General features: G+C 59.5%; 24 protein-coding genes and 2 pseudogenes. 12 read left to right on the forward strand and 14 right to left on the reverse strand.

The window, feature by feature from the left end; all coding sequences use genetic code 11:
- The first annotated feature begins 10 nt into the window (after positions 1-10).
- The 3 genes from BC1002_RS02005 to BC1002_RS02015 all read left to right on the forward strand — a co-directional run bounded on the left by BC1002_RS02005 (position 11) and on the right by BC1002_RS02015 (position 2,253).
- Positions 11-655 (forward strand): amino acid ABC transporter permease, encoded by a 645-nt coding sequence (locus tag BC1002_RS02005; RefSeq protein WP_013088404.1) that lies wholly within the window; start codon positions 11-13, stop codon positions 653-655.
- A complete protein-coding gene (locus BC1002_RS02010) occupies positions 652-1,404 on the forward strand; it encodes an amino acid ABC transporter ATP-binding protein (protein ID WP_013088405.1) in 753 nt (250 codons plus the stop codon). Before BC1002_RS02005 ends, BC1002_RS02010 begins: the two co-directional genes overlap by 4 nt.
- 99 nt (positions 1,405-1,503) lie before the next feature.
- Positions 1,504-2,253, forward strand: a complete 750-nt coding sequence (locus BC1002_RS02015; RefSeq protein ID WP_013088406.1) for an IclR family transcriptional regulator — start codon at positions 1,504-1,506, stop codon at positions 2,251-2,253.
- A 9-nt stretch (positions 2,254-2,262) separates the two neighbouring features.
- Here BC1002_RS02015 and BC1002_RS02020 read toward each other — a convergent pair whose 3' ends face one another.
- The 8 genes and pseudogenes from BC1002_RS02020 to BC1002_RS38610 all read right to left on the reverse strand — a co-directional run bounded on the left by BC1002_RS02020 (position 2,263) and on the right by BC1002_RS38610 (position 9,841).
- Positions 2,263-3,156, reverse strand: a complete 894-nt coding sequence (locus BC1002_RS02020; protein WP_013088407.1) for a M48 family metallopeptidase — start codon at positions 3,154-3,156, stop codon at positions 2,263-2,265.
- A gap of 48 nt (positions 3,157-3,204) precedes the next feature.
- Complete coding sequence (locus BC1002_RS02025; protein WP_013088408.1) at positions 3,205-3,963, reverse strand: lysophospholipid acyltransferase family protein; 759 nt, start codon at positions 3,961-3,963, stop codon at positions 3,205-3,207.
- A gap of 39 nt (positions 3,964-4,002) precedes the next feature.
- Positions 4,003-4,557, reverse strand: coding sequence for a D-glycero-beta-D-manno-heptose 1,7-bisphosphate 7-phosphatase (gene gmhB / locus BC1002_RS02030; RefSeq protein ID WP_013088409.1), 555 nt, complete (start codon positions 4,555-4,557; stop codon positions 4,003-4,005).
- Positions 4,558-4,567: 10 nt separating this feature from the next.
- Positions 4,568-6,667: a glycine--tRNA ligase subunit beta gene (gene glyS, locus BC1002_RS02035; protein WP_013088410.1), complete on the reverse strand. Its 2,100-nt coding sequence runs from the start codon at positions 6,665-6,667 to the stop codon at positions 4,568-4,570.
- Positions 6,668-6,682: 15 nt separating this feature from the next.
- On the reverse strand, positions 6,683-7,690 hold the full coding sequence (gene glyQ, locus BC1002_RS02040; protein ID WP_013088411.1) for a glycine--tRNA ligase subunit alpha: 1,008 nt from the start codon (positions 7,688-7,690) through the stop codon (positions 6,683-6,685).
- A 182-nt stretch (positions 7,691-7,872) separates the two neighbouring features.
- Positions 7,873-8,256, reverse strand: a pseudogene (locus tag BC1002_RS02045) (glutamate synthase-related protein); the annotation flags it as partial.
- A 355-nt stretch (positions 8,257-8,611) separates the two neighbouring features.
- On the reverse strand, positions 8,612-8,758 hold the full coding sequence (locus BC1002_RS39685) for an abortive infection family protein (RefSeq protein WP_420798740.1): 147 nt from the start codon (positions 8,756-8,758) through the stop codon (positions 8,612-8,614).
- A 609-nt stretch (positions 8,759-9,367) separates the two neighbouring features.
- Positions 9,368-9,841 (reverse strand): helix-turn-helix domain-containing protein, encoded by a 474-nt coding sequence (locus BC1002_RS38610; protein ID WP_013088412.1) that lies wholly within the window; start codon positions 9,839-9,841, stop codon positions 9,368-9,370.
- Positions 9,842-10,001: 160 nt separating this feature from the next.
- Between BC1002_RS38610 and BC1002_RS02060 the strand changes: the two genes are divergently transcribed.
- From BC1002_RS02060 to BC1002_RS02070, 5 genes are all read left to right on the forward strand, one after another.
- Positions 10,002-11,660 carry a metallophosphoesterase family protein gene (locus tag BC1002_RS02060; RefSeq protein ID WP_013088413.1) on the forward strand — a complete coding sequence of 553 codons (1,659 nt, stop codon included), beginning with the start codon at positions 10,002-10,004 and terminating at the stop codon, positions 11,658-11,660.
- A gap of 153 nt (positions 11,661-11,813) precedes the next feature.
- Complete coding sequence (locus BC1002_RS38715) at positions 11,814-12,209, forward strand: DUF6088 family protein (RefSeq protein WP_238537906.1); 396 nt, start codon at positions 11,814-11,816, stop codon at positions 12,207-12,209.
- A 435-nt stretch (positions 12,210-12,644) separates the two neighbouring features.
- Positions 12,645-13,286 (forward strand): HAD domain-containing protein, encoded by a 642-nt coding sequence (locus BC1002_RS02065; RefSeq protein ID WP_013088415.1) that lies wholly within the window; start codon positions 12,645-12,647, stop codon positions 13,284-13,286.
- Positions 13,287-13,473: 187 nt separating this feature from the next.
- Positions 13,474-13,773 (forward strand): exonuclease/endonuclease/phosphatase family protein, encoded by a 300-nt coding sequence (locus tag BC1002_RS35980; protein WP_013088416.1) that lies wholly within the window; start codon positions 13,474-13,476, stop codon positions 13,771-13,773.
- A gap of 37 nt (positions 13,774-13,810) precedes the next feature.
- Complete coding sequence (locus BC1002_RS02070) at positions 13,811-14,602, forward strand: hypothetical protein (protein ID WP_049870190.1); 792 nt, start codon at positions 13,811-13,813, stop codon at positions 14,600-14,602.
- A gap of 23 nt (positions 14,603-14,625) precedes the next feature.
- On the opposite strand, the gene BC1002_RS02075 is transcribed toward BC1002_RS02070, so the two are convergent.
- Positions 14,626-15,009, reverse strand: coding sequence for a LysR substrate-binding domain-containing protein (locus tag BC1002_RS02075; RefSeq protein ID WP_238537907.1), 384 nt, complete (start codon positions 15,007-15,009; stop codon positions 14,626-14,628).
- Positions 15,010-15,168: 159 nt separating this feature from the next.
- Between BC1002_RS02075 and BC1002_RS02080 the strand changes: the two genes are divergently transcribed.
- Positions 15,169-15,600, forward strand: a complete 432-nt coding sequence (locus BC1002_RS02080) for a hypothetical protein (RefSeq protein ID WP_013088417.1) — start codon at positions 15,169-15,171, stop codon at positions 15,598-15,600.
- A 570-nt stretch (positions 15,601-16,170) separates the two neighbouring features.
- Here BC1002_RS02080 and BC1002_RS02090 read toward each other — a convergent pair.
- Entirely contained in the window at positions 16,171-16,398 is a 228-nt protein-coding gene (locus BC1002_RS02090; RefSeq protein ID WP_157874632.1) for a hypothetical protein, read from the reverse strand.
- A gap of 52 nt (positions 16,399-16,450) precedes the next feature.
- On the opposite strand from BC1002_RS02090, the gene BC1002_RS37580 reads away from it, so the two are divergent.
- Positions 16,451-16,876 (forward strand): hypothetical protein, encoded by a 426-nt coding sequence (locus BC1002_RS37580; RefSeq protein WP_157874633.1) that lies wholly within the window; start codon positions 16,451-16,453, stop codon positions 16,874-16,876.
- Positions 16,877-17,778: 902 nt separating this feature from the next.
- Here the strand turns inward: BC1002_RS37580 and BC1002_RS02095 are convergent.
- The gene (locus BC1002_RS02095) at positions 17,779-18,033 is read right to left on the reverse strand and encodes a hypothetical protein (protein ID WP_013088420.1); all 255 of its coding nucleotides are present in this window, start codon (positions 18,031-18,033) and stop codon (positions 17,779-17,781) included.
- Between the two features lie 881 nt (positions 18,034-18,914).
- On the opposite strand from BC1002_RS02095, the pseudogene BC1002_RS38720 reads away from it, so the two are divergent.
- Positions 18,915-19,121 (forward strand): annotated as a pseudogene (locus BC1002_RS38720) (SOS response-associated peptidase family protein); the annotation flags it as partial.
- 191 nt (positions 19,122-19,312) lie between these two features.
- On the opposite strand, the gene BC1002_RS35575 reads toward BC1002_RS38720, so the two are convergent.
- Positions 19,313-21,202, reverse strand: coding sequence for a sensor domain-containing diguanylate cyclase (locus tag BC1002_RS35575; protein WP_013088421.1), 1,890 nt, complete (start codon positions 21,200-21,202; stop codon positions 19,313-19,315).
- A 306-nt stretch (positions 21,203-21,508) separates the two neighbouring features.
- On the opposite strand from BC1002_RS35575, the gene BC1002_RS02110 reads away from it, so the two are divergent.
- Positions 21,509-22,147, forward strand: coding sequence for an NUDIX hydrolase (locus BC1002_RS02110; protein ID WP_013088422.1), 639 nt, complete (start codon positions 21,509-21,511; stop codon positions 22,145-22,147).
- 67 nt (positions 22,148-22,214) lie between these two features.
- Here BC1002_RS02110 and BC1002_RS02115 read toward each other — a convergent pair whose 3' ends face one another.
- Both BC1002_RS02115 and BC1002_RS02120 read right to left on the reverse strand, forming a co-directional pair.
- Complete coding sequence (locus tag BC1002_RS02115; RefSeq protein WP_013088423.1) at positions 22,215-23,429, reverse strand: PDDEXK family nuclease; 1,215 nt, start codon at positions 23,427-23,429, stop codon at positions 22,215-22,217.
- 56 nt (positions 23,430-23,485) lie between these two features.
- Positions 23,486-23,929 carry a hypothetical protein gene (locus BC1002_RS02120; protein WP_238537908.1) on the reverse strand — a complete coding sequence of 148 codons (444 nt, stop codon included), beginning with the start codon at positions 23,927-23,929 and terminating at the stop codon, positions 23,486-23,488.
- Positions 23,930-24,412: the final 483 nt, after the last annotated feature.

Below are 24,412 nucleotides of genomic sequence, written 5' to 3' on the forward strand. Positions count from 1 at the left end.
GAGTTGGATCATGTCAGTCGAATTGCTGAAAACCAGTCTATCGATCCTGCTGCAGGGTCTGGTGACCACGCTGTTGCTGTCGATCGCGTCCATCGTGGGCAGCACGCTGATCGGCCTGTTCGCCGCGGTCTTGCGGTCGTTCGGACCGTGGGGCACAGACCGCATCGCCAGACTCTATACGGAGCTGTTTCGCGGCACGCCGGTGCTCATCACGCTGATGTTCATCTATTTCGGCGTGTCGTACTTCGGTTATGCGATCGACGTGTTCGCAGCCGGCGTGATTGGCTTGAGCGTCTATCAGGGCGCCTATATCGCCGAAATTTTCCGCTCGGGGATCGAGGCGGTACCCAAAGGTCAATGGGAGGTTTCGCAGATCCTCGGCCTCACGCGGGCTCAGGCGTTCTCGTTCGTCGTGCTGCCTCAGACCGGAAAGATCGTGTTGCCGCCCCTCGTCGGTCAGTATCTGTCGCTCATCAAGGACACCTCGATCGTCAGCATGATCGGAATGTCCGAGCTGATGCACGGTGGCCAGGCCATCGTCGACCGGATCGGCAAGCCGGTGGAGATCTATGGACTCGTCGCACTCATTTACTTCGCCGTGTGCTTCCCGCTTTCGCAATGGGTGCGCCACCATGACCGCAGGAGATTGTCGTGAGTAACCAAAGCCAAACCAGGCCGATCATTTCACTGACGGGCGTCAGCAAAGCATTCGGTTCGACGAGGGTGCTGAACGAAATCAATCTCGAGGTCCGCTCGGGTGAAGTGCTGGTGCTGATCGGCGCGTCCGGCTCAGGCAAGAGCACGGTCCTGCGAATCATGGCGGGATTGGAGACCACCGATTCCGGTGAGGTCTGGGTCAACGAGGTGCCCTTGCATGATCCGCGTCGGGCACGGGAGATTCGTGGCCACGTCGGCATGGTCTTCCAGCAGTTCAATCTGTTTCCTCACAATACCGCGCTCGGCAATGTCACGCTCGCGCTGATCAAGGCGCGCCGCATGAGTCCGGCCGACGCGCGCAAGCGCGCGATGGAGACACTCGATCGGGTCGGGCTCGCGGACCGCGCGGAACACTACCCCAGCCAGCTCTCGGGCGGTCAGCAGCAACGCGTGGCGATTGCGCGAGCGCTCGCGGTCGAGCCCGGCATCATGTTCTTCGACGAGGCGACGTCCGCGCTCGACCCGGAGCTGGTCGGCGAGGTCACCGAGGTGATGCGCGGGCTCGCGCGCGACGGCATGACGATGGTCGTCGTCACGCATGAAATGGGCTTTGCTCGCAAGACTGCTGACCGCGTCGTCTTCATGGACAAGGGCGTCATCGCCGAGCAGGGCGATCCGGAGCAGATCTTCGTCAATCCCTCGAACGAACGCACCCGGCAGTTTCTGCATCGAGTTCTCGACCATTGACCAGGCTTGCCTGAAAGTCGCTATCGCGGGTCTGTCGTGCGATACACTCGCGGCGCTTGAATGACAACCGGTCGGATCAACGCTTTACGGAGTGAACGCATGGCTGTTACAGAATCGTCTCGGGCGAGAGGCGTGGACCGCGTCATCGCGATCTTCCGGCAATTGCATATTGCCCAACGCCCGCTGACGATGCGCGAACTGATCGAGGCAACCGGTGCGCCGCGTTCGAGCATTTACGAGCTGGTCGCGATTCTCACGGAAGTGGGCTGGCTCGAGACGGCCGCGGATGGCAGCGTGTTCTTTGGGCGCGAGATGCACTACTACGGGTCCGACTATGCAACGCACAACGATCTGATTAGCCGTGCGCATCAATCCATACTGGGACTGGTGAGGAAGTACGACGAGACCACGCAGCTGTGCATGCTGGAAGGCAACAAGTACACGGTCGTGTTGTCCGAGCACAGTGCGCGGCCATTCAACATCAGTTCGGACATCGGCGTGAGAGTGCCGATTCCCTGGACCGCCACGGGACGTCTGCTGCTAGGTCACCTGGGCGCCGACGAGATTCGCGCGCTGATTCCGGCCGAAGATTTCATCCTCGACAACGGGGCGAGCATCGAATTCGACGAATTCCTGAAGGACGTGCAGGCTGCAAAAGAACGAGGCTACTGCTGCACCGAAGGACTTTCGAATGCGTTCAGGCTCTGTATGGCAGCGCCGATTCGCGATCGTGCGGGACTGCCGATTGCAGCGCTGTGTTTCATGACTGGCCGCGACACGAGCCTGGACAGGCGCGGCGCGATGCTCGACGATCTGTTGCAGTCCGCGAAAGCGCTGTCGCAGAGATAGCGCCCGGCCTCAAAGCGTCGGCAACAGCTCCGGCGGATGCGATTTCAGTGTCTGCCGCGCCTCGCGGAATTCCGGAAAAATCGATTCGACCGTTTGCCAGAAGCGCGGACTGTGATTCATCTCGCGCAGATGCGCCAACTCGTGCGCGACGACGTAATCAATGATCGACAGCGGAAAATGAATCAGTCGCCAGTTCAGGCGGATCTTGCCGTCGCTCGAACAACTGCCCCAGCGCGTCGCCGCCGAAGACAACGCATACGCGCGATAGTTGACGCCAAGCTTTTCCGCGTAAATCTCCAGCCGCTCGCCGAACAGCCGCTTCGCTTCGCCTTGCAGCCAACCCTGCACGCGATCCTTGATCTGCTGCGGGTCGGCTTGCAACGGCAGCGGCAATTGCAGCGCGCATTGCTCGGCGCTGAACGCGAGCATGCCTTGCGGCGCGCCGAGCGTCACGCGCACCGGCTGACCGAGGTAGGGCACTTCGGCGCCATCTTTCCAATCGATCTTCGGCAGCGCGCGCTGCTCGACGCGCGTTTGCCATTCGATCAGCTTCGTAAAAATCCAGCGCTGTTTTTCGGTGATAGCGGTTTCGATATCGCCGAGCGTGACCCAACGCGGCGCGGTGATCGTGAGGCCGGTGCTGTCTATCGCAAAGCCGATCGAGCGGCGCGCGGAACGCTTGAGCGCGTAATGCAGCGTGCGTGAACCGATGGTGAGGCTGCGCAGCTTGCTGCCATCCGGCGCGAGCGGCGCGACGGGCGGCCGGGCCGGCGCGGTGCCGGATGAACCCGGCGTGGAAGGTGAAGGAGTCGACGACGTCGACCCCGGCTCGGCGAAGAGCGGGAGATCGAGCTGCCGGTTTTCGAGCGCCGCGGCGGGCTGCGGCGTGGGAGACTTCTGCATCGGCTTCGCTTCGCGCAAGACGCCTTCGGGCTTCGAAGGCGTGGCGCGTCAGATGGGAGCGGCGGCGGAGTCGTTGGCCGCCGCGCTGTAGGCAGTCGGATCGATGCGGCGCATCTCGGCTTCGATCCACTGTTCGACGCGCGTGTTCACTTCGTCGGGCGTGAGCCCCGTCGTTTCGATCGGCTTGCCGATCGACACCGTGACTATACCCGGATATTTCGTAAACGAGTTGCGCGGCCACACGCGACCCGCGTTGTGCGCGATCGGCACGACAGGCGCGCCGGTTGCGATCGCGAAGCGTGCGCCGCCGGTCTTGTACTTGCCCTGCTTGCCGGTCGGCGTGCGCGTGCCTTCGGGAAACATGATGACCCATGCGCCTTCGGCCATGCGGGCCTTGCCCTGGTTCGTGACCGATTCGAACGCGTACTTGCCTTCCTTGCGGTTGATGTGGACCATCTTCAGCATGCCGAGCGCCCAGCCGAAGAACGGCACATACAACAGCTCGCGCTTGAACACGTAGCACAGCGGGCGCGGCATGAGCGCCGGAAACGCGATCGTTTCCCACGCCGACTGATGCTTCGACAGCAGCACGGCCGGGCCGTTGGGCAGGTTCTCGAAACCTTCGATGCGATAGCGGATGCCGTTCAGGTAGCGCACCGTCCACAGCGTCAGACGACACCAGCCGGCCGCCATCCAGTAGCGCTTTTCCGCGCGCAGGAACGGAAACGCGATGAAGCACGCGGTCGCGTACGGCACCGTGGCCACAACGAAGTAAATCAGCAGCAGCAGAGAACGGATAAAGCGCATCGGCGTGGTCGGTGAGGGTTGGGAGCGCGCGCTGCGCGTTTATTCCTGCGCGTTGGCAAGAAAGTCGAGCGCGAACGCGCGCAGGTCGTCGTGCACGATCGTGCCTTCGGGCAGGCCGCCCGCGGCGAGGGTCTTGCGGCCCTTGCCGGTCAGCACGAGATGGATCGGGTGACCGAGCGCCGCGCCCGCTTGCAGATCGCGAAGCGAATCGCCGACGGTCGGCGTATGCGCCGGATCGACCTCGAAACGCTCGGCGATCATCTTCAGCATGCCGGGCTTCGGCTTGCGGCATTCGCAGTGATCTTCCGCCGTATGCGGGCAGAAGAACACCGCTTCGATGCGCGCGCCGACCGCTGCGGCCATCCGGTGCATCTTCAGATGCATCGCGTTCAACGCGTCCATGTCGAACAGACCGCGGCCGATGCCCGACTGGTTCGTCGCGATCGCGACGCGATAGCCCGCCTGGTTCAGGCGCGCGATCGCCTCCAGCGCGCCGGGCAGTGCAACCCATTCGTCCGGCGACTTGATGAACGCGTCGGAGTCGACGTTGATCACACCGTCGCGGTCGAGGATCACCACTTTCTTGATCGGCATGGCGCGGTGCTCAGGCGGCGAGTCGGGAAATATCGGCGACGCAGTTCATCTGCTGATGCAGCGCGCCGAGCAGAGCCAGACGGTTCGCGCGCAACGCCGGGTCTTCCGAGTTGACCATCACGTCGTTGAAGAACGTGTCGACCGGCTCACGCAGCGCGGCCAGTGCCGTCAGCGCGCCGGTGTAGTCGCGCACGGCCAGTTGCGATTGCACGCGCGGCGTCACCTGTTCGAGCTGCGCGTTGAGCGCCTTCTCCGCTGCTTCGGTGAGCAAGCCGGGCTGCACGCCACCGTTCGTCACGCCTTCCGACTTCTTCAGGATGTTCGAGATCCGCTTGTTGGCCGCCGCCAGCGACGCCGCTTCGGCGAGCGACGCGAATTCGCGCACCGCGTCGAGGCGCGCGACGATGTCGTCGAGCCGCGTCGGGTTCAGCGCGAGCACCGCGTCGATTTCGCCGGCCGCGTAGCCGCGTTCGCGCAGCAGGCCGCGCAGGCGGTCCATGCTGAACTCGTAGATCGCGTCGGTCGCATCGGCGACGTTCGGCATGCCGGCGAATTGCGCATAAGCGATGCGCAGCAGATCGACGAAGTCGACGTTCAACTGCTTTTCGATCAGGATGCGCAGCACGCCGAGCGCATGACGGCGCAGCGCGAACGGGTCTTTTTCGCCGGTGGGCTGCAGGCCGATGCCCCAGATGCCGACCAGCGTTTCGAGCTTGTCGGCGAGCGCGACGACGGTGCCGGTCTCGGTGGTGGGCAGGGCGTCGCCCGAGAAGCGCGGCTGGTAGTGTTCCGAGCACGCGAGCGCGACTTCTTCCTGCTCGCCGTCGTGGCGCGCGTAGTACGTGCCCATCGTGCCCTGCAGCTCGGGGAATTCGCCGACCATGTCGGTGATCAGGTCGGCCTTCGCGAGACGCGCGGCGCGCGTCGCGCGCGCGACGTCGGCGCCGGTCATTGCGGCGATCGCGCCGGCCAGCCCTTCGAGCCGCTCCACGCGTTGCAGCGCCGAGCCGAGCTTGTTGTGATAAACGACGTTCGCGAGCAGCGGCACGCGATCCGCGAGCGGCTTCTTCTTGTCCTGCGTGAAGAAGAACTTCGCGTCGGCGAGACGCGGACGAACGACGCGCTCATTGCCTTCGACGATCTCGACCGGCGTCGCGGTCTCGATGTTCGACACGATCAGGAAGCGCGAGCGCAGTTTGCCGTTCGCATCGGTCAGCGCGAAGTACTTCTGGTTGGTTTGCATCGTCAGGATCAGGCATTCCTGCGGCACCTGCAGGAATTCGTCCTCGAAGCGGCACTCATAGACGACCGGCCATTCGACCAGCGACGTCACTTCGTCGAGCAGCGCCTCGGGCATCACGACCTTGTCTTCAGCGGCATGCGCGAGCAGTTGCGAGCGGATCGCTTCCTTGCGCCTGGCGAAGCTCGCGATCACGCGGCCCCGGTGTTCGAGCGTTTCGGCATACGACTGCGCGTGCTGAATCTGCACGAAACCTTCGGACAGGAAGCGGTGGCCGAGCGTGGTGTCGTCGGCGTCGATGCCGAGCGCGCTCACCGGCACGATTTCTTCGCCGTGCAGCGCGGTCAGACGATGCACCGGGCGCACGAACTGCACGCTCGAACCGTCGGGGCGCTGATACGTCATCACTTTCGGAATCGGCAGCTTCCCGAGCGTTTCGTCGAGCGCGGCCTGCAGGCCGTCGGCGAGCGTCGCGCCCGGCGCCGCGTAGCGCAGGAAGAACGCTTCGGCTTTACCGTCCTGGGCGCGTTCGAGGTCGTTCACCGTGAAGTCGGGGAAGCCGAGCGCGGCGAGCTTCTTCGCGAGCGGCGCGGTGGGCTGGCCGTCTTTATCGAGCGCGACGGAAACCGGCAGCACTTTTTCGCGCACGTGTTTTTCCGGCGCGACCGCGCGCACGTTGTGAATCGTCACCGCGAGACGGCGCGGCGTGGCAAAGCGTTCGAACGACGGTTCGCCTTCGATCAGGTCGCGCGCCGCGAGGCGCTGCGCAATGCCTTCGGCGAAGGCGTCGCCGAGACGCGCGAGCGCCTTCGGCGGCAGTTCTTCGGTCAGCAGCTCGACGAGCAGGGTAGCGTGTTGAGATTGAGTCATTGGTTGAAGTTCTCGTCAGTCCTGGTCGATCTTGCGTTCGACTTTGAGCGGCGGCGCCCACGCGGGCATCGCGGCGTCCTGCTCGTCGGTGGTGAGGCCGGGCACGCCGTGCACCGGATTGCCGAGCATCGGGAAGCCGAGCTTTTCGCGCGAGTCGTAGTAGGCCTGCGCGACCAGACGCGACAGCGCGCGAATCCTGCCGATGTACGCCGCGCGTTCCGTGACCGAAATCGCGCCGCGCGCGTCGAGCAGGTTGAACGTGTGGCCGGCCTTCAGCACGAGTTCATAGGCGGGCAGCGCGATCTGCGCATCGATCATGCGCTTCGCTTCCGCTTCGTAGCTGTTGAAGAACGTGAACAGCAGATCGACGTTCGCGTGCTCGAAGTTGTAGGTGGACTGCTCGACTTCGTTCTGGTGGTACACGTCGCCGTAGGTCAGGCGGCGCAGCTCGGGGCCGTTCGGGCCTTGCTCTTCCCACTCGGTCCAGACGAGGTCGTAGACGTTCTCGACCTTCTGCAGATACATCGCGAGGCGTTCGAGACCGTAGGTGATTTCGCCGAGCACCGGCTTGCAGTCGAGCCCGCCGACCTGCTGGAAGTACGTGAACTGCGTCACTTCCATGCCGTTCAGCCACACTTCCCAGCCGAGACCCCACGCGCCGAGCGTCGGGTTTTCCCAGTCGTCCTCGACGAAGCGCACGTCGTTCTGCTTCAGGTCGAAGCCGAGCGCTTCGAGCGAACCGAGGTACAGGTCGAGAATGTTTTCCGGCGCGGGCTTGAGCACCACCTGGTACTGGTAGTAGTGCTGCAGACGGTTCGGGTTCTCGCCGTAGCGGCCGTCTTTCGGGCGGCGCGACGGTTGCACGTAGGCGGCGCGCCACGGCTCGGGGCCGATCGCGCGCAGAAACGTATGAACGTGGGACGTGCCCGCGCCGACTTCCATGTCGATCGGCTGGAGCAACGCGCAGCCCTGCTTGTCCCAGTAGGACTGCAAGGTCAGGATGATTTGCTGAAACGTGAGCATGAAGTGCCTTTCGGGCATGGAGGGCCGTGCCGCGTGCGCCTAAGCGCGCGAGCGGGCCGTGGAGCGAAGTGCTAAACCCGAGATTTTAACGGAAAGGAAGGGGGGCGGCCCGTTTTGCGGGGTCGGACGGGCCGCGATGCGGCTTTTGGGCGACAGGCGGCGCGGCAAGGGTCCGCGCGCACTCAGCACGCCGCCAGCTCCGCCTTCGGCGAGAACGAATCGCTTTGCGCGATCGGCCAGTACGTCTCGAACAGTCTATAGCGATAGTTGCCGTTCAGCAGGTCGTTCGGTTCGAGATACTTGAGCAGCTCCGACATCAGCCGCACCTCATGCGACGACACGCGCCGCACGATGTGATGCGCGCGCAGCTCCGCCGGATGCCGCAGCCCAGCGGCCTGGATGATTTCCTGCAACGCATGCAGCGTGTTGTGGTGGAAGTTGAATACGCGATCGGCCTTGTCCGGCACCACCAGCGCGCGCTGGCGCACCGGGTCCTGGGTCGCGACGCCAGTCGGACAGCGGCCGGTATGGCAGGTCTGCGCCTGAATGCAGCCCAAGGATATGACCCCCAAAAAACAACTATTGCGCTCGATGTGAGTGAGTATGGGGTTTCGTAATAGTTGACTACTATTACCGCGCTCGTTCGGCGGTACTCGCACCACAGGGTTCGGCCGAGCGCAAGAGGAACGAGGCTTGCGGCGTACTGGTCCGCACAACACGATGATTCGGTTGGTAGTGGAACTCCCCCGCTCACCGGGCTGGGCGTAAGCGGACCGAAACCGCGGGCCTGCGATTTTCATGGGCTGGTTGCAGCAAGGGCAGCCTTCACCGATAGTCCGCATGTCTCGCTAATAGAAATTCTGCAATCGCGCCCATGGTCTCAATTGCATACCGCGCCTCTTGGTCAGTAACCGATGTCTCTCAAGGGTGACCGTGCCCAGTGCCCTTCTTGTTGCGCAGGCGATTGAGCTCAATCGCCACTTCAAACATGGACCTTTCGACCTGTCGTTGAACGGGTTCGCTCACTGAGGGCTTTTGGTCAGGTACAGGCAGTTGCCAAAGCGGCATCGCTCGCACCGGTCTTGGCCCTCCGAACGTAGGCGTTCAAGGCAAGCTCAAGGCATCGGCCAGTTGCGTTCCAGAGAGTCCGTCGAGAAGCAAAGGTGGTAGCAGGCCGCCCGGCACTAACAGACATCCATCGGCTCCGAAGGCATGTGCGAGATGTGGATGGCATCGGGTCCGCAGAAGTTCGGAGATTCCAGTCGGAAGCCTAAACCCTCGCACTTGCAAAACGATGGCGGCGACAAGCCGCTCGCCGGCCTCTTTGTCTCCTCTATCGCTGCTGCGATGCTGTCGTTGAGTGGCGCACGCGCAACAGACTTGGCTGTTCGGGACGCTGAAGAAACTCCCGAAATTGGGTCTCGTGGAGGCATTTAAAGCAATTGCTCTAAACGCTCCATGACCTCGTTCGATGCAAATCAAAGCCCCACGTATCTTGATGCTCAAGAACTGGCCGAAATGCTTAATCTGTCAATTCACACGGTAGTTCTGCGAGCAAGACATCGCCCTTGGCTGCTGCCACCACGCGCCGAAATCTACGACCGCAACCTACTTCGCTGGCGGCGGGATGTCGTCCATCGTTGGCTGAGCAGTAGATAAACCCCTGTCTCCACTGGCCTAAAGCAACTCGACTGGATGGATTCCGAACGCTTCTGCGAGTTTCTCAAGCGTCGCAAGCTCAAGGGGCGTGCCGCGGCCGTGTGGTGCTTCAACCCTTGAGATGAAATTTCGGTCAACCCCCGCGAGTTCTCCCAGCTGTTTCTGGGTAAGGCCCATTTTTTCCCGCAATGTTGCGACCTTGGCGCCAACAGCGGCGCTCGAGACATCCCCGGTCGGCGGGCGTCGCTCGATTTCGCCCTTGCCAGAGAAAGTCATCAAAACACGAACATCGATGTCCAGCGCGCTTGCGAGCGCCTCTGCGCGCTCCAATGTCGGGTTGCCGAATGTTCGTTCCAGACGGCTGATGGCGGTACGGTCGGCGCCAATGTAACTGCCAAGCTCCTCCTGCGACATCCCCAGTTCGATGCGATAGGCCCTGAGGTTTCTTGCGAAACGCTCTCGCAGGGTCGCGGGCTCACTAGATTTCTTCATGTCGCCATTTTGGTGACGACAACGTAAATGTCTACAGCACATAAATGTTCGACATTTACGTTGTAGACATTTACATGTACCACGTAAACGCCTACACTTCGGTCTATCAGTTTTAGGCGGGCTGCAAGGGCTCGCACATCGCGTCCAATCGAGGTGGCTTTTGACTTTAGATAATCCCGCGAGCAGCACGTGGAAGTTGTTTCGCGACCGGCCCTTTCCGCGAGTTCAGTTGCTCGGTGGCGGAAATCCAGCAGAGCGCGTCCGCGCTTTAGAGTGCGTCGGCAAGTGCGATGTGCTTGTGGTGCCGGGCGGACTGTCAGATATCGTCGAGGCTGTAAGCGCACTTTCCACGCTCGGTATGCCGGTGCTCTACGTAGCCGGTCTGGACGAATGCCGCGGCCGTGACTGGTCGCAGGTGGTGGCGTCTGGCAAGCAGGCGGCCTCCGGCACAGCGGTCCACATCCTCGACCGGGATAGGGTCGTTTTAGATGGCGTCCGTTATCTGGGTTGTACATTCTGGTCGTCGCCCGAATGCGCCGGGCTCAGCGCAAGAGATTGGGCCCGTGAGGTTGACTTGGTCCTTTCTGAAGTCGATACGGCGGCCTGGCTGAGCGACTCTATGAACGCGCCGCAGGCTAGTGCGATTGCATTTGCGCATCAATGGGAGCCTGTCACTGCTGGCTCAAAGGCGTCGGCAGATTCGGCGCGTCGTGCGTTCGCTCTCATAGAGAATCGTCGGACCATCGCCTGGCTTGCCAACGAACTGCGACAACGGTTTGAGGGACCAACCGTCGTCGTGACACATTTTGCGCCTGAGTTGCGTCCGCGAATCGCGGGCGCGGGTGGGGCCACGCAAAGTGGCGTCCGCGCATTGCTTCGCCAGTATCCAGGTGCGGTTGACCTTTGGCTGCACGGGCAGACCAACACAACGACAGATGTGGCTATCGAAGGGACGCGCGTCTTCGGCGGCTTCGCAGAGGAAAATGCGGCCCTAGGCGTCAGCGAACTGCTCGATAAGGCGCTGAGCGCAGCGGCAACGGGAAAAGGGCGTCGAAAGCGGGTGCCGAGCGAACCCAAGCAAATCATGAGCCGGGTAATCAGCTTCGAAGACGGGCTGCGTGCGCCGCTTTCTAGCGAAGTGGCATTCATCGTTGAAGAGATGAGGCAAACGCACAAAAATGTGGATGCCATTGTTCCGCACACAATGACGCGAAGCTCAACTTTGCGAATGTGCGTGCGCCGAACGATTCATGATGAGATGCAGGCGTTCACGAAAGCGGTCAGCGCGGCAGCCGAATTAGAGCGTCAAATCTACCAGCCGGCAAACCACCTGCAGTCGTTGCTCCTCACAACACGCACAGACTACGCAGTACCACCTGGCTATCCCGCCAAAGATTCTCAAGGTTCCTCTTTCGACTACTACGAGCTACTCAACAGGATGGAGGCGCACATCGATTCGGTGCGTGGACTAGCTGGACAGGCAACCTTGACGCTCAGCAAATGGGCCAAGCGTGCTGGTGCTATCTTGCGGGAACTGGAGGCACTTGGAATCGATGCGCGTGCAGTGGCTCCGCCGGTGCAGTCGCTTCGGATGCCGAAAGTCTGCGAGTATCTCGAAATCTATGCCCGCTGCAAAGAAGTGGAAGTTGACCGGCTTCGGGAGCGTCTTGGAAAGATGTTCAAACGCGACGAGGAATGGCCGTTTATCACGCGCTTGACCCGCGTCGCACAATTTTCGAAGGATGGTCCGAGACTTCTCGATTTGCATACTGTGCTTGACTCGCTCGACTATGCCGGCCGTCTCGCCGTTACATCGTAGGCCATGGGCGAGGCGTAGGTCATGGACGATATGGTCATGAGCACGACATGCCAATCGGACGATGGAGTCGAAACCAAGTTGCGATGGTCTTCGCTTAGGACTGGGGAGGATGGCGTGCTCGCCGCACGGAAGTCACGACTTGAGGACAGAGTCATGCGCTCAATACGCGCCCGAGTAGGTGTCGTGATTCTCCGTTCCGAGCTATCGCATCTCGGTGCACCCTCGCAACTGACGCGCGTTCTGGCACGGCTGGTCGCGACTGGACAACTGATACGAGTAGGCCATGGCATATACGCCAAAACCCGCATAAATCGATTTACAGGTCGTCACGCGCCAGCAGCCCCATTTGAGGCCATTGCTGCCGAGGCTTTCAGAAAGCTCGGAATTGATATCGGTCCAGGAGTGCTTACCCGCGACTACAACGCTGGTCGCTCCACGCAGTTGCCGATGGTGGCGGTGGTGACAACCGGCCGACGACGTATTACGCGGCGGATTCAGGTGGGTACCAAAAGTGTCGCGTATGAGCGCGTTGGGAAGGACACGCCGTGAGTCAAATTTACAGACCGGAGTGCAGGCTATGAGCGAAGCTCTCGACTTGTCGCCAGGCGCGCCCTTGCTGCGAACAGATGTCGCCGTGTACCTGGGCGACTGCACTGGCGACACTTTGCCCGTAGTTTGCGATGGCAGCTCAATCGAATCGCGCGGGTCAACGTGGCATCGCGCGTCACTGGCTCTTGCCTGCCCAACGCCACGTGGCCCATATCCCGTCGCCGCGCGCTTCACTGTTTTCGTTCACGAGACTTGCGACCACGCACACACCGGCCGTAGCGCGGCGGTTACCTTTCGGATTGACGTGCGATGCGAGGGCAGGTTGGCATACGCCACCGTGCGAAGTGCTCGGTCTAGTGCCGACCTTCCGCCAATGCCGTATCTGATTGGCGACGATGTCGTCACTACCGCCCGACGCCTGTTCCAGACTACATCATGGCCTTGATGTTGTTTGAACGACAACTCCCCAGCGTATCGAAATCGCACTTCATCACCGAAGTCCAACGCCTCGAAGAAATAATGCTGACAGGAATCCCCGGGCCCACCTTCTCCGTACCGTCTCCACGATACATGGGCGGGCACGTGCTCATGCTTGATTTCGATGGCGTTTTACACCCGGAGTCCGTGTATCTGCTCCATAGACACGGCCCCACCCTGATGAACGCACCAGGTCACAAGCTTTTCGAAAACTGCCCACTGCTCGAAGAAGTGCTTGGCCCGTACCCAGACTTGCGCATAGTCCTGTCGACAAGTTGGGTGCGGCGCTACAGAGGAAGCATCCAGCGTGTGGCGCGCAGACTGTCTCCTGGATTGCAGGCAAGGGTTGTAGGGGCGACCTATCACAGCGCGATGGACCCGGCCGAGTTCGCACAGGCACCGAGGGGCATGCAAGTCTGGAGCGACGTGCTGCGTCGTAACCCCGAGGCATGGCTTGCGCTAGATGACGACTATCTGCACTGGCCTGCATGGTGTCGCGAGCAGCTAGTGCGGACCGACCCTATGCTAGGCATAAGCGAGCCGAGCGTGCTCGCGGACCTGCAAACAAGACTGTCGGCGATGTACAACCGCAGCGGCTGAAGGGGAGCGATGTGAGATACGAGGACCTTATCCGCGTCGCGCGCAATAAATCGCTGAAGCAATCAACTCGTGTACATGCTGCGCTTGATGCCATCTACGCGTCCTGCACACCCGCTGGGTGGCGAGGTGCCGCGCTCGATTGAGAACACGCGGCTGTGTGCTGGTTACGACGTAAAGGAGCGATGCCATGCGAGTGCGACACCTACTACGCCACCTGCAGGAAGCCGACCCTGACGCTGTCGTTCTTTACCTGCCGCAATATGGCGAAATGACGGACGCTGAAGAAGTATTGAATGTAGCGGTTATCGCGGAGCCGTGGGCATGCGAGCGACACTACGCGGCTGAGGGCAAGACAACGGACGTCCATCATCCGGCGGAGCATGGGCTGTCCATTGGATGGCAAGCGGCGACCGACAGACAGTGGCGCGAGCGAGTCGTCATCCTGTCTGCAGACAGCGGTGCCGGTACCAGCGAGGCCGGGGGATAAGCTGGTCGCTGCTCACGTCGTATATCCGGACATTCAAATGAACACCAAGCCGACATTGCGCGACCGTCTCCTCCAAGAGGCGCTTGAGCACAGGCGAAAATTGGTCACACGCGGAGAACTGCTGCCAGAAGCTGAGTTCAGAAAGCGCCTCTGCGTTGGCGAAAAGCGGCTTGCCCGCTTGGTAAAAGAAGGCAGTGTGTTTGGCGTCGACGTCGACGGTACCACCTATTTCCCGGCTCTCCTGGCGGACCCACGACTGGACCGCAAGCGACTGCGAGCAATTTGCGACATCATCGTCCCCGCACCCCCGGCGAGTCGCTTGGATTTTCTTTCGTCACGCCACGGCGGTCTAGGTGACAGGAGCCCGCTTGAGATGCTCCGCGACGACGCCGACTACTTGCTGCTGCGAAAGGTCGCGAAGGCGTGGGCTACCGAATATTCGCGGACTACTGTCAGGCTTTACGATGGACAGCACGAGACGGAGCCGGAAGTTGTTGAGCCGCTCTATACGGCGATAACGGAAATTGACCCGAGGAGGCCACTGTGGGAGCGCGCTTCCGAAGCGCTTCACGCGCACGGTTACGAATGGCCTCTAGGCCCATTCCCCGAGGTCGGCATCGTCACGATGTTCGTTGAGCAGCAGGCGGCCGGATACGGCGAGCCCATCGCAGAGGCTTGCGTGCAAATAACCGCAAATGGTGGCCTTCTCCGCGTCCGCATCATCCTTAAGGCGGGTGCCGGCTGGCAATCGCGAACCGTGTCGGCAGGCAAGCATAAATCGGTCGTTGATGTCGCCAAGAGCGTTATCGCACATCTTCGGAAGGGCTGAAACGGCAACCACTGCTGAATAACTCAGTCCAATTGTCCCTGCCCGGCGAGTTCAACCAAGGTGTCGACCACATGGCGCACCTTGGGTCGCAAGTGAGCTACCTTCGGCCACACCGCGTGTACGTCTATAAGCTCATTTGAAATGCCGTCGAGGACTGACACCAATGCGCCGGACTCGAGATGCGGCCTTAGCAGGGACATCGGCATCTGGCATACCCCCATGCCCGCGACTGCAGCTTCGACAATTGAGTCTCCATCGCTAATTTGATGAGTCCCAGGCGGCGAAATGCGTTGCGTTTGCCCGTCAATATGCACACGCCATGAAAGTGGTTGACCGCGCCGATACCCAGAGTACTCCTGAAGCCGCCGCGATTTGCGCAGTGAACAGCCGTTCAATGCGAATTGCATAGGCGGTTTTGGACGACAGCTTTTGCTGTGCCGTCGTGCGCTGCAGCAAAGGCCCCGCCCGGCGACCTTGCGCCTAAAGAGGAGGAACAGCCTGCCGTCATACAGTGGTCGGGCCCGTACGGGCCGACGAACAAAAGAACGAGTTTAGAGACCACATCAATGTCTGCAATCAACGGCTACATTCCTCAGGTAACACCCCTGTTGTTCGAAACCGAAGAAGGTCAACGCAAAGCGAGCGCCCTCGTCGAATTCGGCGGTTGGAACGCAAAGGAGAAGACGCTGTCGCCCATTCATGTCTCGGCGCTCTCGCACATGCCTCACGCGCCCATCCTGGAATGGGTGATGGACAGCATGGCGGCAGCTGCAGAAGCCGGGCGACTTCATGGTTCCAACTATCTCGAGCAGCTCTTTGCGAGCAGGGAGGACATCCGAGTCTTCCGTACGCAGCTCCGCGAGGAAGGCCCGAACCTCTGGGTGAACGACCGCCACCACAACGCGATGTGCAAGCTTGGAAGCACTCAGGCAGACAGCAGCACGTATCAACGCATCACGGCATTTTTTGACCCGCCGGAAACGGAGCGGTCCAGTTAGTCGGGGCATTACTCGTCAGTCAATGCCCGCGTATCGCAGTATCGACCGGTCCAGCGGCTATCAGGGAGGTGTTGGAGACGAGCATCAGGCCCAACTCGCGGCTCGCGCTGTGGGGACTGATATCTGATAGCAGAAACTGCTTTGCATCGGTATGAGCCGCAACGTCGAAAAGCGCTCTGTCGACCCAGCAAGCGGGCTGCCTGTCAGGCCGCTTCGTCGCGCTGTCATGCGGCGCTAGTCGGACTTCTGTGCTGACGCGCTCGCGGTGGATGACTTAAGTGCATTTACCTCATTCTGCAATTTTGCGACTTCGCGTTGTAGGATTGTCATTTCTCTGCGAAGCACCCGTGCCGAAAGCTCTTCGTCTACGATGGCTTCGACTCGGGTAACCACACGAGCGCTACTGGGTCCGCCGGAATACGAAGCCGACGACAGCCGGGAGTCCGCAGTGGTGGCAGCGAGGACGCGGTGGGGCCGGAGTAGGGGCTCTGCACCCGCCTGCACGTGCACGGCGCACGCCTGCACCTTCACGATGTCCTGTCGTGAAATATATTGGAGTTTTCCCATTGCTTACCTCGACAACAAAAAGCCTTGTGGAAATTCGTCCGCAATGAAGACGTCTGCCCAGACAGCAAGAGGCTTGTCCCAGTCCACGACCAACCGGAATTGTATGTCGTTGGCACGCGGGCAGACGTTTTCGACCCACATTGCAGCGGAACCAAGAAATCGTTCTGGAGCCTGGGTGTTGTCCGCATTGTCGCCCTCGCTCACTGAAACCAGGACCACGCGTTGGTCCAAGTTACTAATCCTCACGGGCAATGTGCAATCCAGGACGCCATTGAACCGGCCAATGAACCATCGTACGACTGTCGCCATGATGTCTCCCTTTGCTTCCGCACTGAGTGGTGAACGTCTTCGCCAAAATACGTTTCATCAATGGAGTGAATTTGAGGGTTGCGCTATCAACGTCAACACGCCGGTATACTTGTTTTCCTGGAAAACAAAGGTTTTATTCGACAAACATGTCGGTATGGGCGTTGTGACGCCACCGCCCGGCCACGTAATGGACATATCGCCGCTTCGCGATATTGACAACTTTGCGTTTTGGGCCGTTTTGGCACTGAAAGGCTGCACCTTGCCTGTGCATGTGGTGGCGGCAGGTTCATTTAGGCAAAAGGAGTCTTGCGAGGAGTATTCAGCTAGACCACCTGAAATATTCCCAGTAGGATTAAACGAATCACCTGCAATATCGCCTAGAAGATACGTCGCAGCCTGAGACTGCGAATCGTTCGTGACAATAACCGCGTGTACAGTTGCCCCCGATGTCGCCGCCGAGAGAAGCTTCCGTTTGCATAAAACGTCAGGTGAAACACCCGGAACGGTCGGCGGCCTAACCTGTGCCAAGACCAATCCAGACATTGAAATAGCAGAAGTAACCAAGAGGTATGTAAACTCTTTGTGTAAACGCATGGCATCAAACTCCAATGTTCAGGATAACTTCCGATTTTAAGAACCAACGGTGTGTTGCGAAAATAGCGCACATTGCACTGTCAACATCGCCTTGCTGTCAAGATTTGCATAGTGCAGAGAGCCATTCATCTTGCATGACGCGACGCTAACTGTCCGTTGCTGGAGAATCTCACCTCAGTTATCCAAAATAAATCTTCTCTACCGAGAAAATCTAGGCGCCAAGCGGGACGTTTGCAAGGCGATTTTCGGCATTGGCGGGAGTTATATTGACTGGTTGGCTGCGCTCAATGAACGATTAGCCGATTCCGGCTACTCTCGAACTCTCAGTGGCCAAGAATGCGTCGAACAAGTGGTGAAAATCTGGCGACGTGACTGGTCAGCTGCTTGGCACAGAAAGACGAAGAGCACGTCCGTCAGGAACTGGTCGAGTGCAAAAATCTATTCGACAGCGTAGCGAACAAGCCGATTGCAGAGGAATAGGGAACGTGCGGTCATATACGTCGATGACCGTGTGTTGGTGGTCGTCTCGGCCGGGTGTGGGAAAAGTCGCTTTCCCGAGGTTGGTGCCAAGATGCATCTGGGCGCCTGCCACTTCTACGAAAGCAAAGCAGGTCTCACGTTCCCACCAACCTCGACGCTGCAGAGGCATTTCGGGGCGTGGGCCGCACCACGCCTTGGGTATTTCAAGCCCCCATTTTGAGGAAAGATTTAAGTACTCGCGCCGACCTTTTGCGCATCTTCTACGAGCGCAGCGTACGTACTAGCAGCAGCCTCGGCTTGTGCAATGGCGTTCTCCAAAGTGTGCGCCAAGAAGGCCCATTCGGCAACAGTCGTGTATCCGGGCTGGTGAATGATGCGAATCAACGTTTCCGCTTTGTGTTCTTCATCAACACGCTTAATAACGCCGTGGAACGCCTCGATTCTCCTTGCGAGGGCGGCGAGGTCGTGGGGTTGAGCTGACATGGAACCTCCTGTGAAGGACGCGGGTTTGATGGGCCGGATTAACGGTTTCCGGATAAAGCGACGCATGCTTCTTTTTTTTGTACTGCCGTTTTGTTGACAACTAAGGAAAGGAATGGCGGAGCATAAGAAGAGGCGTGGCCGTTCAGTTTCCAATCGCACTCCGAGCCGAACGCTGTGCGCGAACTGAGCCTGAGGCTCCGTGACGCGTTGCACGCCCTTCCCTATCCGTTTGGCTTCACGGTCTCTCAGTGATGGGGCCGCGCGTCATGTCCGTAGATTGCCGTGCTAACAGTGTTAAGTCATCGAAGTGCCGCGCTCTTCTTGCCGGTTTCAACAAAAGTCGAACTGTCGGTCTCTGTTGTGCCGGCTGGACCCATGGGGTCAACGCCATATTCAGCAGACGTTGCGACCGAGATGATGTTGCAAGCGTATGCAGCGCTTTCTTTGCTGAAGCGACGAAACCTCGACTTTTCCGGCCACGATATCGTCGTGCTGGATTGGAAGGGAAGTGTCTTAGATTATTGTTGCCAGACAACAATATTGTGTGAACATGAGGTTCATGACTATCAAAAAAGAAAGATAGTAAATGATTGCGCTTTCAACACGGTTTGCCAGCAAACGATGCACTTTTCGAAGCCCGCAACTTCGCGCAGAAACCGATGTGATGCCGCGAGCCATTCGACCCAAGCGTTTTCGTTGCGGACATACACATTAGGTTTGCTAACAAAAACAGTCTGACTGTTGTTGGATTGGGTTCAGGGATTGAGCCGGTTTTTGCGTCAAAGCTTCCAGTGGTATATAACGACAACATGTTTCGCTGTTACTCGCCGACACAAAAATCGAATACACCCGTTCCGGACGGGGTCGCGCTGGTCAGGGGAGGTTCGCCCGATTTGATTTCAGTCACGGTAATAATCCAGGAACCTCCGACCGAGGTCGCCGCCGCCGGTCATGACCGACGCATCATTCCAATCAAGCCCGAACACATTGACGCCCGCCTTAACCCTGATGCGTCGGACTTGGCGACAATGTACGCGATTCTTGATGACAGGGACCGGCCGTATTACGAGCATCGTCTCGCTGCATGACCGCGCGGCCATTTTCGACCAACGCCGAACGGACCTTTGTATTCAGCCATGCGCGCAGTGCGCTGACCTTATGGCAAGTCGGGCAGTTTGCCGCCGCATCGTGAGCATGTTCTCAAAGGCGTGGTGTCGGACGAGGACAACTTCGTCCTCGTGATATTCAGACGATGCACTAAGACGTTGTCGCCCTCAAGCTAGACGTCCGCTAGGTCTCCGTCAACGCCATCTGCCACGCATGTGCAATTGCGACCTTGCCGCTTGGCCGCATAAAGTGCCCGGTCTGCTGCCGCGACAAGCAGCGTTGGGTCGCGATGCTCGTTCGTGCAGAAGGCGGCGACACCGAGGCTAATGGTAACAATCCCGGACTCGCTGCCAGCGTGGGGAAGATGCAGGCTTTCCACTGACCGCCGAATTCGTTCTGCCACCGCTAGCGCACCTTCCTGGTCTGTATCGCACAATATCAATGCAAATTCTTCGCCCCCGTATCGCGCCACGGTGTCAGTAAAACGCGCTGCCGATGATGCAATGGCGCCGGCAATGATGCGCAGGCACTCATCGCCGCTCTGATGGCCGTAAAAGTCGTTGTATTTTTTGTAGGCATCTACGTCCGTCATGATGACAGCCATATATCCGCTTTTATCCGCACGCGCCCCCTGCTGCCAGCGACGTCCTAGCTCTCGGTCAAAGTGACGCCGATTGAACAGTCCAGTCAGCCCGTCCCGGAATGCGAGGCTGTGCAACTCCGCTCGTTCGTCAGCGGCGCGCTCCTCGTTAAGTCTTTGTTCGGTAACGTCTCGGACCGTAGCCGTTAAGGAATCGGGCTTTCCGGAGAACGGGTCGACTACACAGCGCAAGTGCGTTTCCATCCAAAGAGCCTTAACACCTTTGCGCAGGAAGCGACTGGTTTCGGAAGCTTCGACTTCGCCCGAAGCCACTTTCCCGATGGCCATTGCGAGCGCATTGCGGTCATCGGATACTGCGAGGTCCGCCAGGTGCAGACCGATGAGGTGGTCGGGCGAGAGCCCCAGCAATGCCGTAACCCGTGGCGATACATATGTCAGTCTGCCGTCCAGTCCGAGGCTCATGACGATGTCCGTCGCGTTTTCTGCAAGCACCCGATATCGACGTTCGCCATCGCGCAGCATGGTAAAGAGCCGGTTTCGCTGGGCTTGCGTGGCTGTAATGGGGAGCGCGATACCGAGTGCTGCTACGAGGAAAAGCTGCAAGCCGAAAATTCGCCCTTGCATCGATTCATACGGAAACACCCACAGCGGACCGGTGCCGCGTATTGTGAACGATACGGCGATTGCGAGACATAAAAGCAGGCCGACCATGACACCAGCGAGGTCAGCCTGAAATGCCAGCAGGACAATAGGCGGGAGCGCCCAATACAGAAGCGGAAACTTGCTCTGGCCGAACACGCCTGCCGTGACGATGCAAACCACCACCAACAGGAACGCTGTCTTTCGGCGACGGTCCGCACGCAGCAATTGCGCCACTTCACCGGTCCAGAACACCAGGGCAGCCGGTGTGAAAATGGCCAGGCTCAAGGCATCCGAGATGAACCAGTTGGCGAGGTTGGGGAACATGTTACCGCTCAACTGTCCGCGTAGCAGTATTGTCGCAAGCAGGCCTGACACAACGGGAGCAAGGAGGACCCCACCCGCCACAAATCGCATGAGCACCTTCGGCCGCACAAGTTCCGAGACAGAGGATACGAGCGGAGCAAAGGCGAACGCAATCAACACCTCGACGATGTCGGCGGACGAATAGGAAACCGATACGCCGAGGCTTTCGCCTACATACAGGTTGGCCGCGAGATTCCCGAGCACGCCGCCCGCTAGCACCCAGTACCGTCGTCGTCTCGATACGACCATGAGTTGCGAGAGCAGCACGGCGTTGGTGAACCATATCGGAGCGATTTCGCCGGCCATTGTTTTGAGCGCACCGCTGGCCAGACAGGTGAGCGTGGTCGCCGTCACCGTGAGCAACAAACACCAGACATCGCCGAGCCGTTTAGCAAGACGAGACGTCTGCGTGACTGCCCGCAGGCTTGGCGAGCGGCGAGCAGCCGGATTCCCCATCTTTTTCTCTCAGAATTTGTTTTTTGTGTCTGCCTACTTCCGAAGCGTCCCATCAGCGCAATCCTCGCAGGACCGCGGAACAAGGCACAATGACATCCCAACGGGCCTTCTTATCGGCTCGGGACGTAAAAACTTTAGGGTGCAGCGAAATAATTTCGCTCAACGGTTCCAGTGCCAGAGCTTGAGGACTGCAAGCAAAGGGCGTGGGCTCATGCTGGCATGGCCGCGACGCGATTGCCAGCCCGCACCTGGACACACAGCACGCAACGTCGCCTATTCCAATCACCTTTCCGTCGTCGTCATCGCATGCCTACGTTACCCGCAGACCAACTGGCACGAACCCGCCTTGACCAAGCCCGCCGCCTGCTGGCAATCGCGCAGACTGGGCTGCACTACACTACCGGCTCCTTCGACAGGGAACGCTATGAGGAGATTGCGAGTATCGCTCACAACCAGATTGCCGAACTAGCGTCGATGAATACGGGCAAAGTCGCTCAGTTGTTCTCATTGGAGTCAGGCTACGCGAATCCTAAGCTTGACGTCAGATGTGCAGTCTTTGATGAAGCCGGTCGAATTCTGCTTGTCCGCGAGGCTGCAGACGGACTGTGGTCAATCCCGGGTGGTTGGGCCGACGTGGGTTTGTCGCCTGCCGAGAATGCAGCGAAGGAGGCCCGCGAAGAAAGCGGATACACGGTGCGTATCAAACGTCTGCTGGCGGTGTGGGATATGAACAAGCATGCCCATCCGCCGTCCGCATTTCATATCTGGAAGGTGGTGTTCCTTGGCGCAACCGAGAAAGCCGGAGCGATAGTCGGCTCTGAGACGAATAGCGTTGATTTTTTCAGTCTGGAAGACCTTCCTTCGCTATCGCTTGGTCGCATACTGCCCGAGCAGATTCGACGGTTAGCCGAACTGTATCGCGCCGGGAATGTGGACTTTGACTAGCGCGGCTATCATCCTCACGGCTCACCGTGTCCGTGCACGCGGAGGCGCAATATGCTTCGACTATTTTTTACTTCAGTCTAGGTCTCAGCGCCGTCACTATTGAGTTTGCTGTTGCAACAAGCCAAGACAACTGCGAACTGTCCTGACTATTGCTATCGCTTGATGGCACGTAATCAACCAGCATCTGCCCGACGACATCGGCACTCTCCTCGCCGGGCTCGCCGATATCAAATCGAACTGATTGCCCCAGTTCCTGTTCAAGGGCCGGCTGGTCATCGAGCAACGAGCGCAATACGTCTCGGCCATCCGCCCCAAGGAATTTGACCATAAAGCCCGCCTCCCCGGCCGCGGTCCGGTATGCAACGAGCCCCTTGATGGGTCCGGGCAACTCAATGCGCACCCAATTATTGCCTCCATGGCGCGGGGTCGTTTGGTCGGGGTGGTCAAATTTGACGAGACTAATGAATTTGTCCCAGAACGCCCGGTTCTGGAGTCGCGCGTCGTTTGAAGTGGCTGCGCGCTCGAGAGTCCCCAAGACAGGCTGGTCACGCGGCACTGCCGGCCCGGTTTTCTCGAGAGATTCCCCGTCAGCTCTCACCAACACCTCGCGCTTAACAATCTCAGTCTGCACTGGGACGTTGGGGACAAGTAACGCGCGTCCACTGGCGTCCTTGAACACCTTGATTTCAAGAAGCGCTAGTTTCGACAGCAGGCCGCCTTGACTTGCCATCAGTCGGCGCAACGCATGTAAGTCGCTCCGAATGCCGTCGCCCGCGATGGCAAGCAGGAAGTCCCCGCGCGACAGCGAAGCATTCACCGCATCGACAAAGCGCGCTTCATCACAATTGGGGTCCACAGCGCGAACGGCCTGGAATATCGGATTCTCGCCGGTGAGCCCGCGAGCCTGTTTCAGGCGCGCTTCGAGGTCCGAGTATGTCCAGTCGGCGAGAAGTGCCGCATATTCGAATATTTGCGCCACGACTTCGCGGCGCGCCTCAGGGTTGCGCCAGAGCTTGCATTCCACCAGCACCAGTCGACCCGTCGGCGAAACGCCGAGCAGGTCAAGAAATACATTCGAGGAGCCATGACGAAGAGGTAGCTCCCGGCAAAGCGGTATGAACGCTTCACCGTGCCCGAACATCTCTACCATCGGTATCAGGTTTGGATGCTTGAACAGGCGTTCCTGCAACCATCGCTCATTGTGACCGTCCGACGAAGAAAGAGATACTCGTTCAAATATCGTCGGGTTGCCTTCGCTGAATTCTTCTAGGTACACCGTCATGACTATGGTTATAGAGTTTCTGCTATCAAAATTGACGTCTCATGCGTCGCCAACGGCTATGCCAAGGCAGTCGGGTGCATCTGCACTTGATAGCCTGCTTGGATTGCGTTCACCACGGACGGAGGAGTCAGCAACTGCAGTCGAGGCGGCAATTCGCAAAGTTTGATGTCGGGCCCATAACCCGTCGCCGTCCACCTGCGCAGGCTTCGGCCGTTCCAGAGATGAGGTGCACCGTCGAATTCAACAATGACTCCGGGCGGCAGGGAGTCAGCTGCGCGAACCCAGTCACCGCTGCCGCCGCGGCTGTTGCGCTCGGCGTGGAGTGTTTTGTCTACGTCCGCGATTCCGAGGTCACGCTGGTAACCGTTGGCAGCAAGCCAGAGAGACTTGAAGGAAACATACTCGCGTTTGCGGCACATTCCACATGGCCGATGCCCCGCACTGAGTGCCGTCGCTTCGTCGAGGAAAAACAGCTCCGTGTAGCTGCCGGGTTGCATCAACGGCTTACGGCTCCAGCCTTTGAACGATAGCTGGCAGGTCACCCAGGCTTTGATTTTCCATCCCCGGACAATACGTCGTTCTGCGTCGTGAATCTCGCCTCGATTGCCTAGCCATGCCGCAGATGGGCACACTTTCTCTATTGCCCCGGTAGGGTCTACACCGTTTGGAAGAGGCATGTTAGATTTTTGATGAAGATACAGCGTTGGCGGTGTTGAACAGTATCGTAGCACCCAGCGGTACCGCTCCTCCCGGCCAATTTAGAAACGGCCCGCGCTCAACGCGGTGCGTATCTGATGCGGGCGAGCAATTTCTGACTCTCGGTAGCGTGGAGTTTTGGATTCAGCTTTCTACCCAGTGCGCTGACCTCCGCGGCAAGTCTACCAGCGAGCCGCCGCATCGTCACCTTGTGCTCAACGGCGCCGGCGCGATGAACGATGTGCGAGCAGAAGAGCACTTCACGTGTGGACGGTGCCGTGTGGTGT

Origin of the sequence: Paraburkholderia atlantica (assembly GCF_000092885.1) — a bacterium.
In the GTDB taxonomy this organism is placed as follows: Bacteria; Pseudomonadota; Gammaproteobacteria; order Burkholderiales; family Burkholderiaceae; genus Paraburkholderia; species Paraburkholderia atlantica.

What these genes read in the sequence shown, in the direction of transcription:
- BC1002_RS02065 (WP_013088415.1), top strand. Translation starts at nt 12,645, where the DNA reads ATGGCCTTGATGTTGTTTGAACGACAACTCCCCAGCGTATCGAAATCG.
- BC1002_RS02005 (WP_013088404.1), top strand. Translation starts at nt 11, where the DNA reads ATGTCAGTCGAATTGCTGAAAACCAGTCTATCGATCCTGCTGCAGGGT.
- BC1002_RS35575 (WP_013088421.1), bottom strand. Translation starts at nt 21,202, where the DNA reads ATGGGGAATCCGGCTGCTCGCCGCTCGCCAAGCCTGCGGGCAGTCACG.
- gmhB (WP_013088409.1), bottom strand. Translation starts at nt 4,557, where the DNA reads ATGCCGATCAAGAAAGTGGTGATCCTCGACCGCGACGGTGTGATCAAC.
- BC1002_RS35980 (WP_013088416.1), top strand. Translation starts at nt 13,474, where the DNA reads ATGCGAGTGCGACACCTACTACGCCACCTGCAGGAAGCCGACCCTGAC.
- BC1002_RS02110 (WP_013088422.1), top strand. Translation starts at nt 21,509, where the DNA reads ATGCCTACGTTACCCGCAGACCAACTGGCACGAACCCGCCTTGACCAA.
- BC1002_RS02070 (WP_049870190.1), top strand. Translation starts at nt 13,811, where the DNA reads ATGAACACCAAGCCGACATTGCGCGACCGTCTCCTCCAAGAGGCGCTT.
- BC1002_RS02095 (WP_013088420.1), bottom strand. Translation starts at nt 18,033, where the DNA reads ATGTCAGCTCAACCCCACGACCTCGCCGCCCTCGCAAGGAGAATCGAG.
- BC1002_RS02080 (WP_013088417.1), top strand. Translation starts at nt 15,169, where the DNA reads ATGTCTGCAATCAACGGCTACATTCCTCAGGTAACACCCCTGTTGTTC.
- glyQ (WP_013088411.1), bottom strand. Translation starts at nt 7,690, where the DNA reads ATGCTCACGTTTCAGCAAATCATCCTGACCTTGCAGTCCTACTGGGAC.
- BC1002_RS37580 (WP_157874633.1), top strand. Translation starts at nt 16,451, where the DNA reads ATGAACCATCGTACGACTGTCGCCATGATGTCTCCCTTTGCTTCCGCA.
- BC1002_RS02020 (WP_013088407.1), bottom strand. Translation starts at nt 3,156, where the DNA reads ATGCAGAAGTCTCCCACGCCGCAGCCCGCCGCGGCGCTCGAAAACCGG.
- BC1002_RS39685 (WP_420798740.1), bottom strand. Translation starts at nt 8,758, where the DNA reads ATGCCGCTTTGGCAACTGCCTGTACCTGACCAAAAGCCCTCAGTGAGC.
- BC1002_RS02025 (WP_013088408.1), bottom strand. Translation starts at nt 3,963, where the DNA reads ATGCGCTTTATCCGTTCTCTGCTGCTGCTGATTTACTTCGTTGTGGCC.
- BC1002_RS38610 (WP_013088412.1), bottom strand. Translation starts at nt 9,841, where the DNA reads ATGAAGAAATCTAGTGAGCCCGCGACCCTGCGAGAGCGTTTCGCAAGA.
- BC1002_RS02075 (WP_238537907.1), bottom strand. Translation starts at nt 15,009, where the DNA reads ATGCAATTCGCATTGAACGGCTGTTCACTGCGCAAATCGCGGCGGCTT.
- BC1002_RS02015 (WP_013088406.1), top strand. Translation starts at nt 1,504, where the DNA reads ATGGCTGTTACAGAATCGTCTCGGGCGAGAGGCGTGGACCGCGTCATC.
- glyS (WP_013088410.1), bottom strand. Translation starts at nt 6,667, where the DNA reads ATGACTCAATCTCAACACGCTACCCTGCTCGTCGAGCTGCTGACCGAA.
- BC1002_RS38715 (WP_238537906.1), top strand. Translation starts at nt 11,814, where the DNA reads ATGCGCTCAATACGCGCCCGAGTAGGTGTCGTGATTCTCCGTTCCGAG.
- BC1002_RS02115 (WP_013088423.1), bottom strand. Translation starts at nt 23,429, where the DNA reads ATGACGGTGTACCTAGAAGAATTCAGCGAAGGCAACCCGACGATATTT.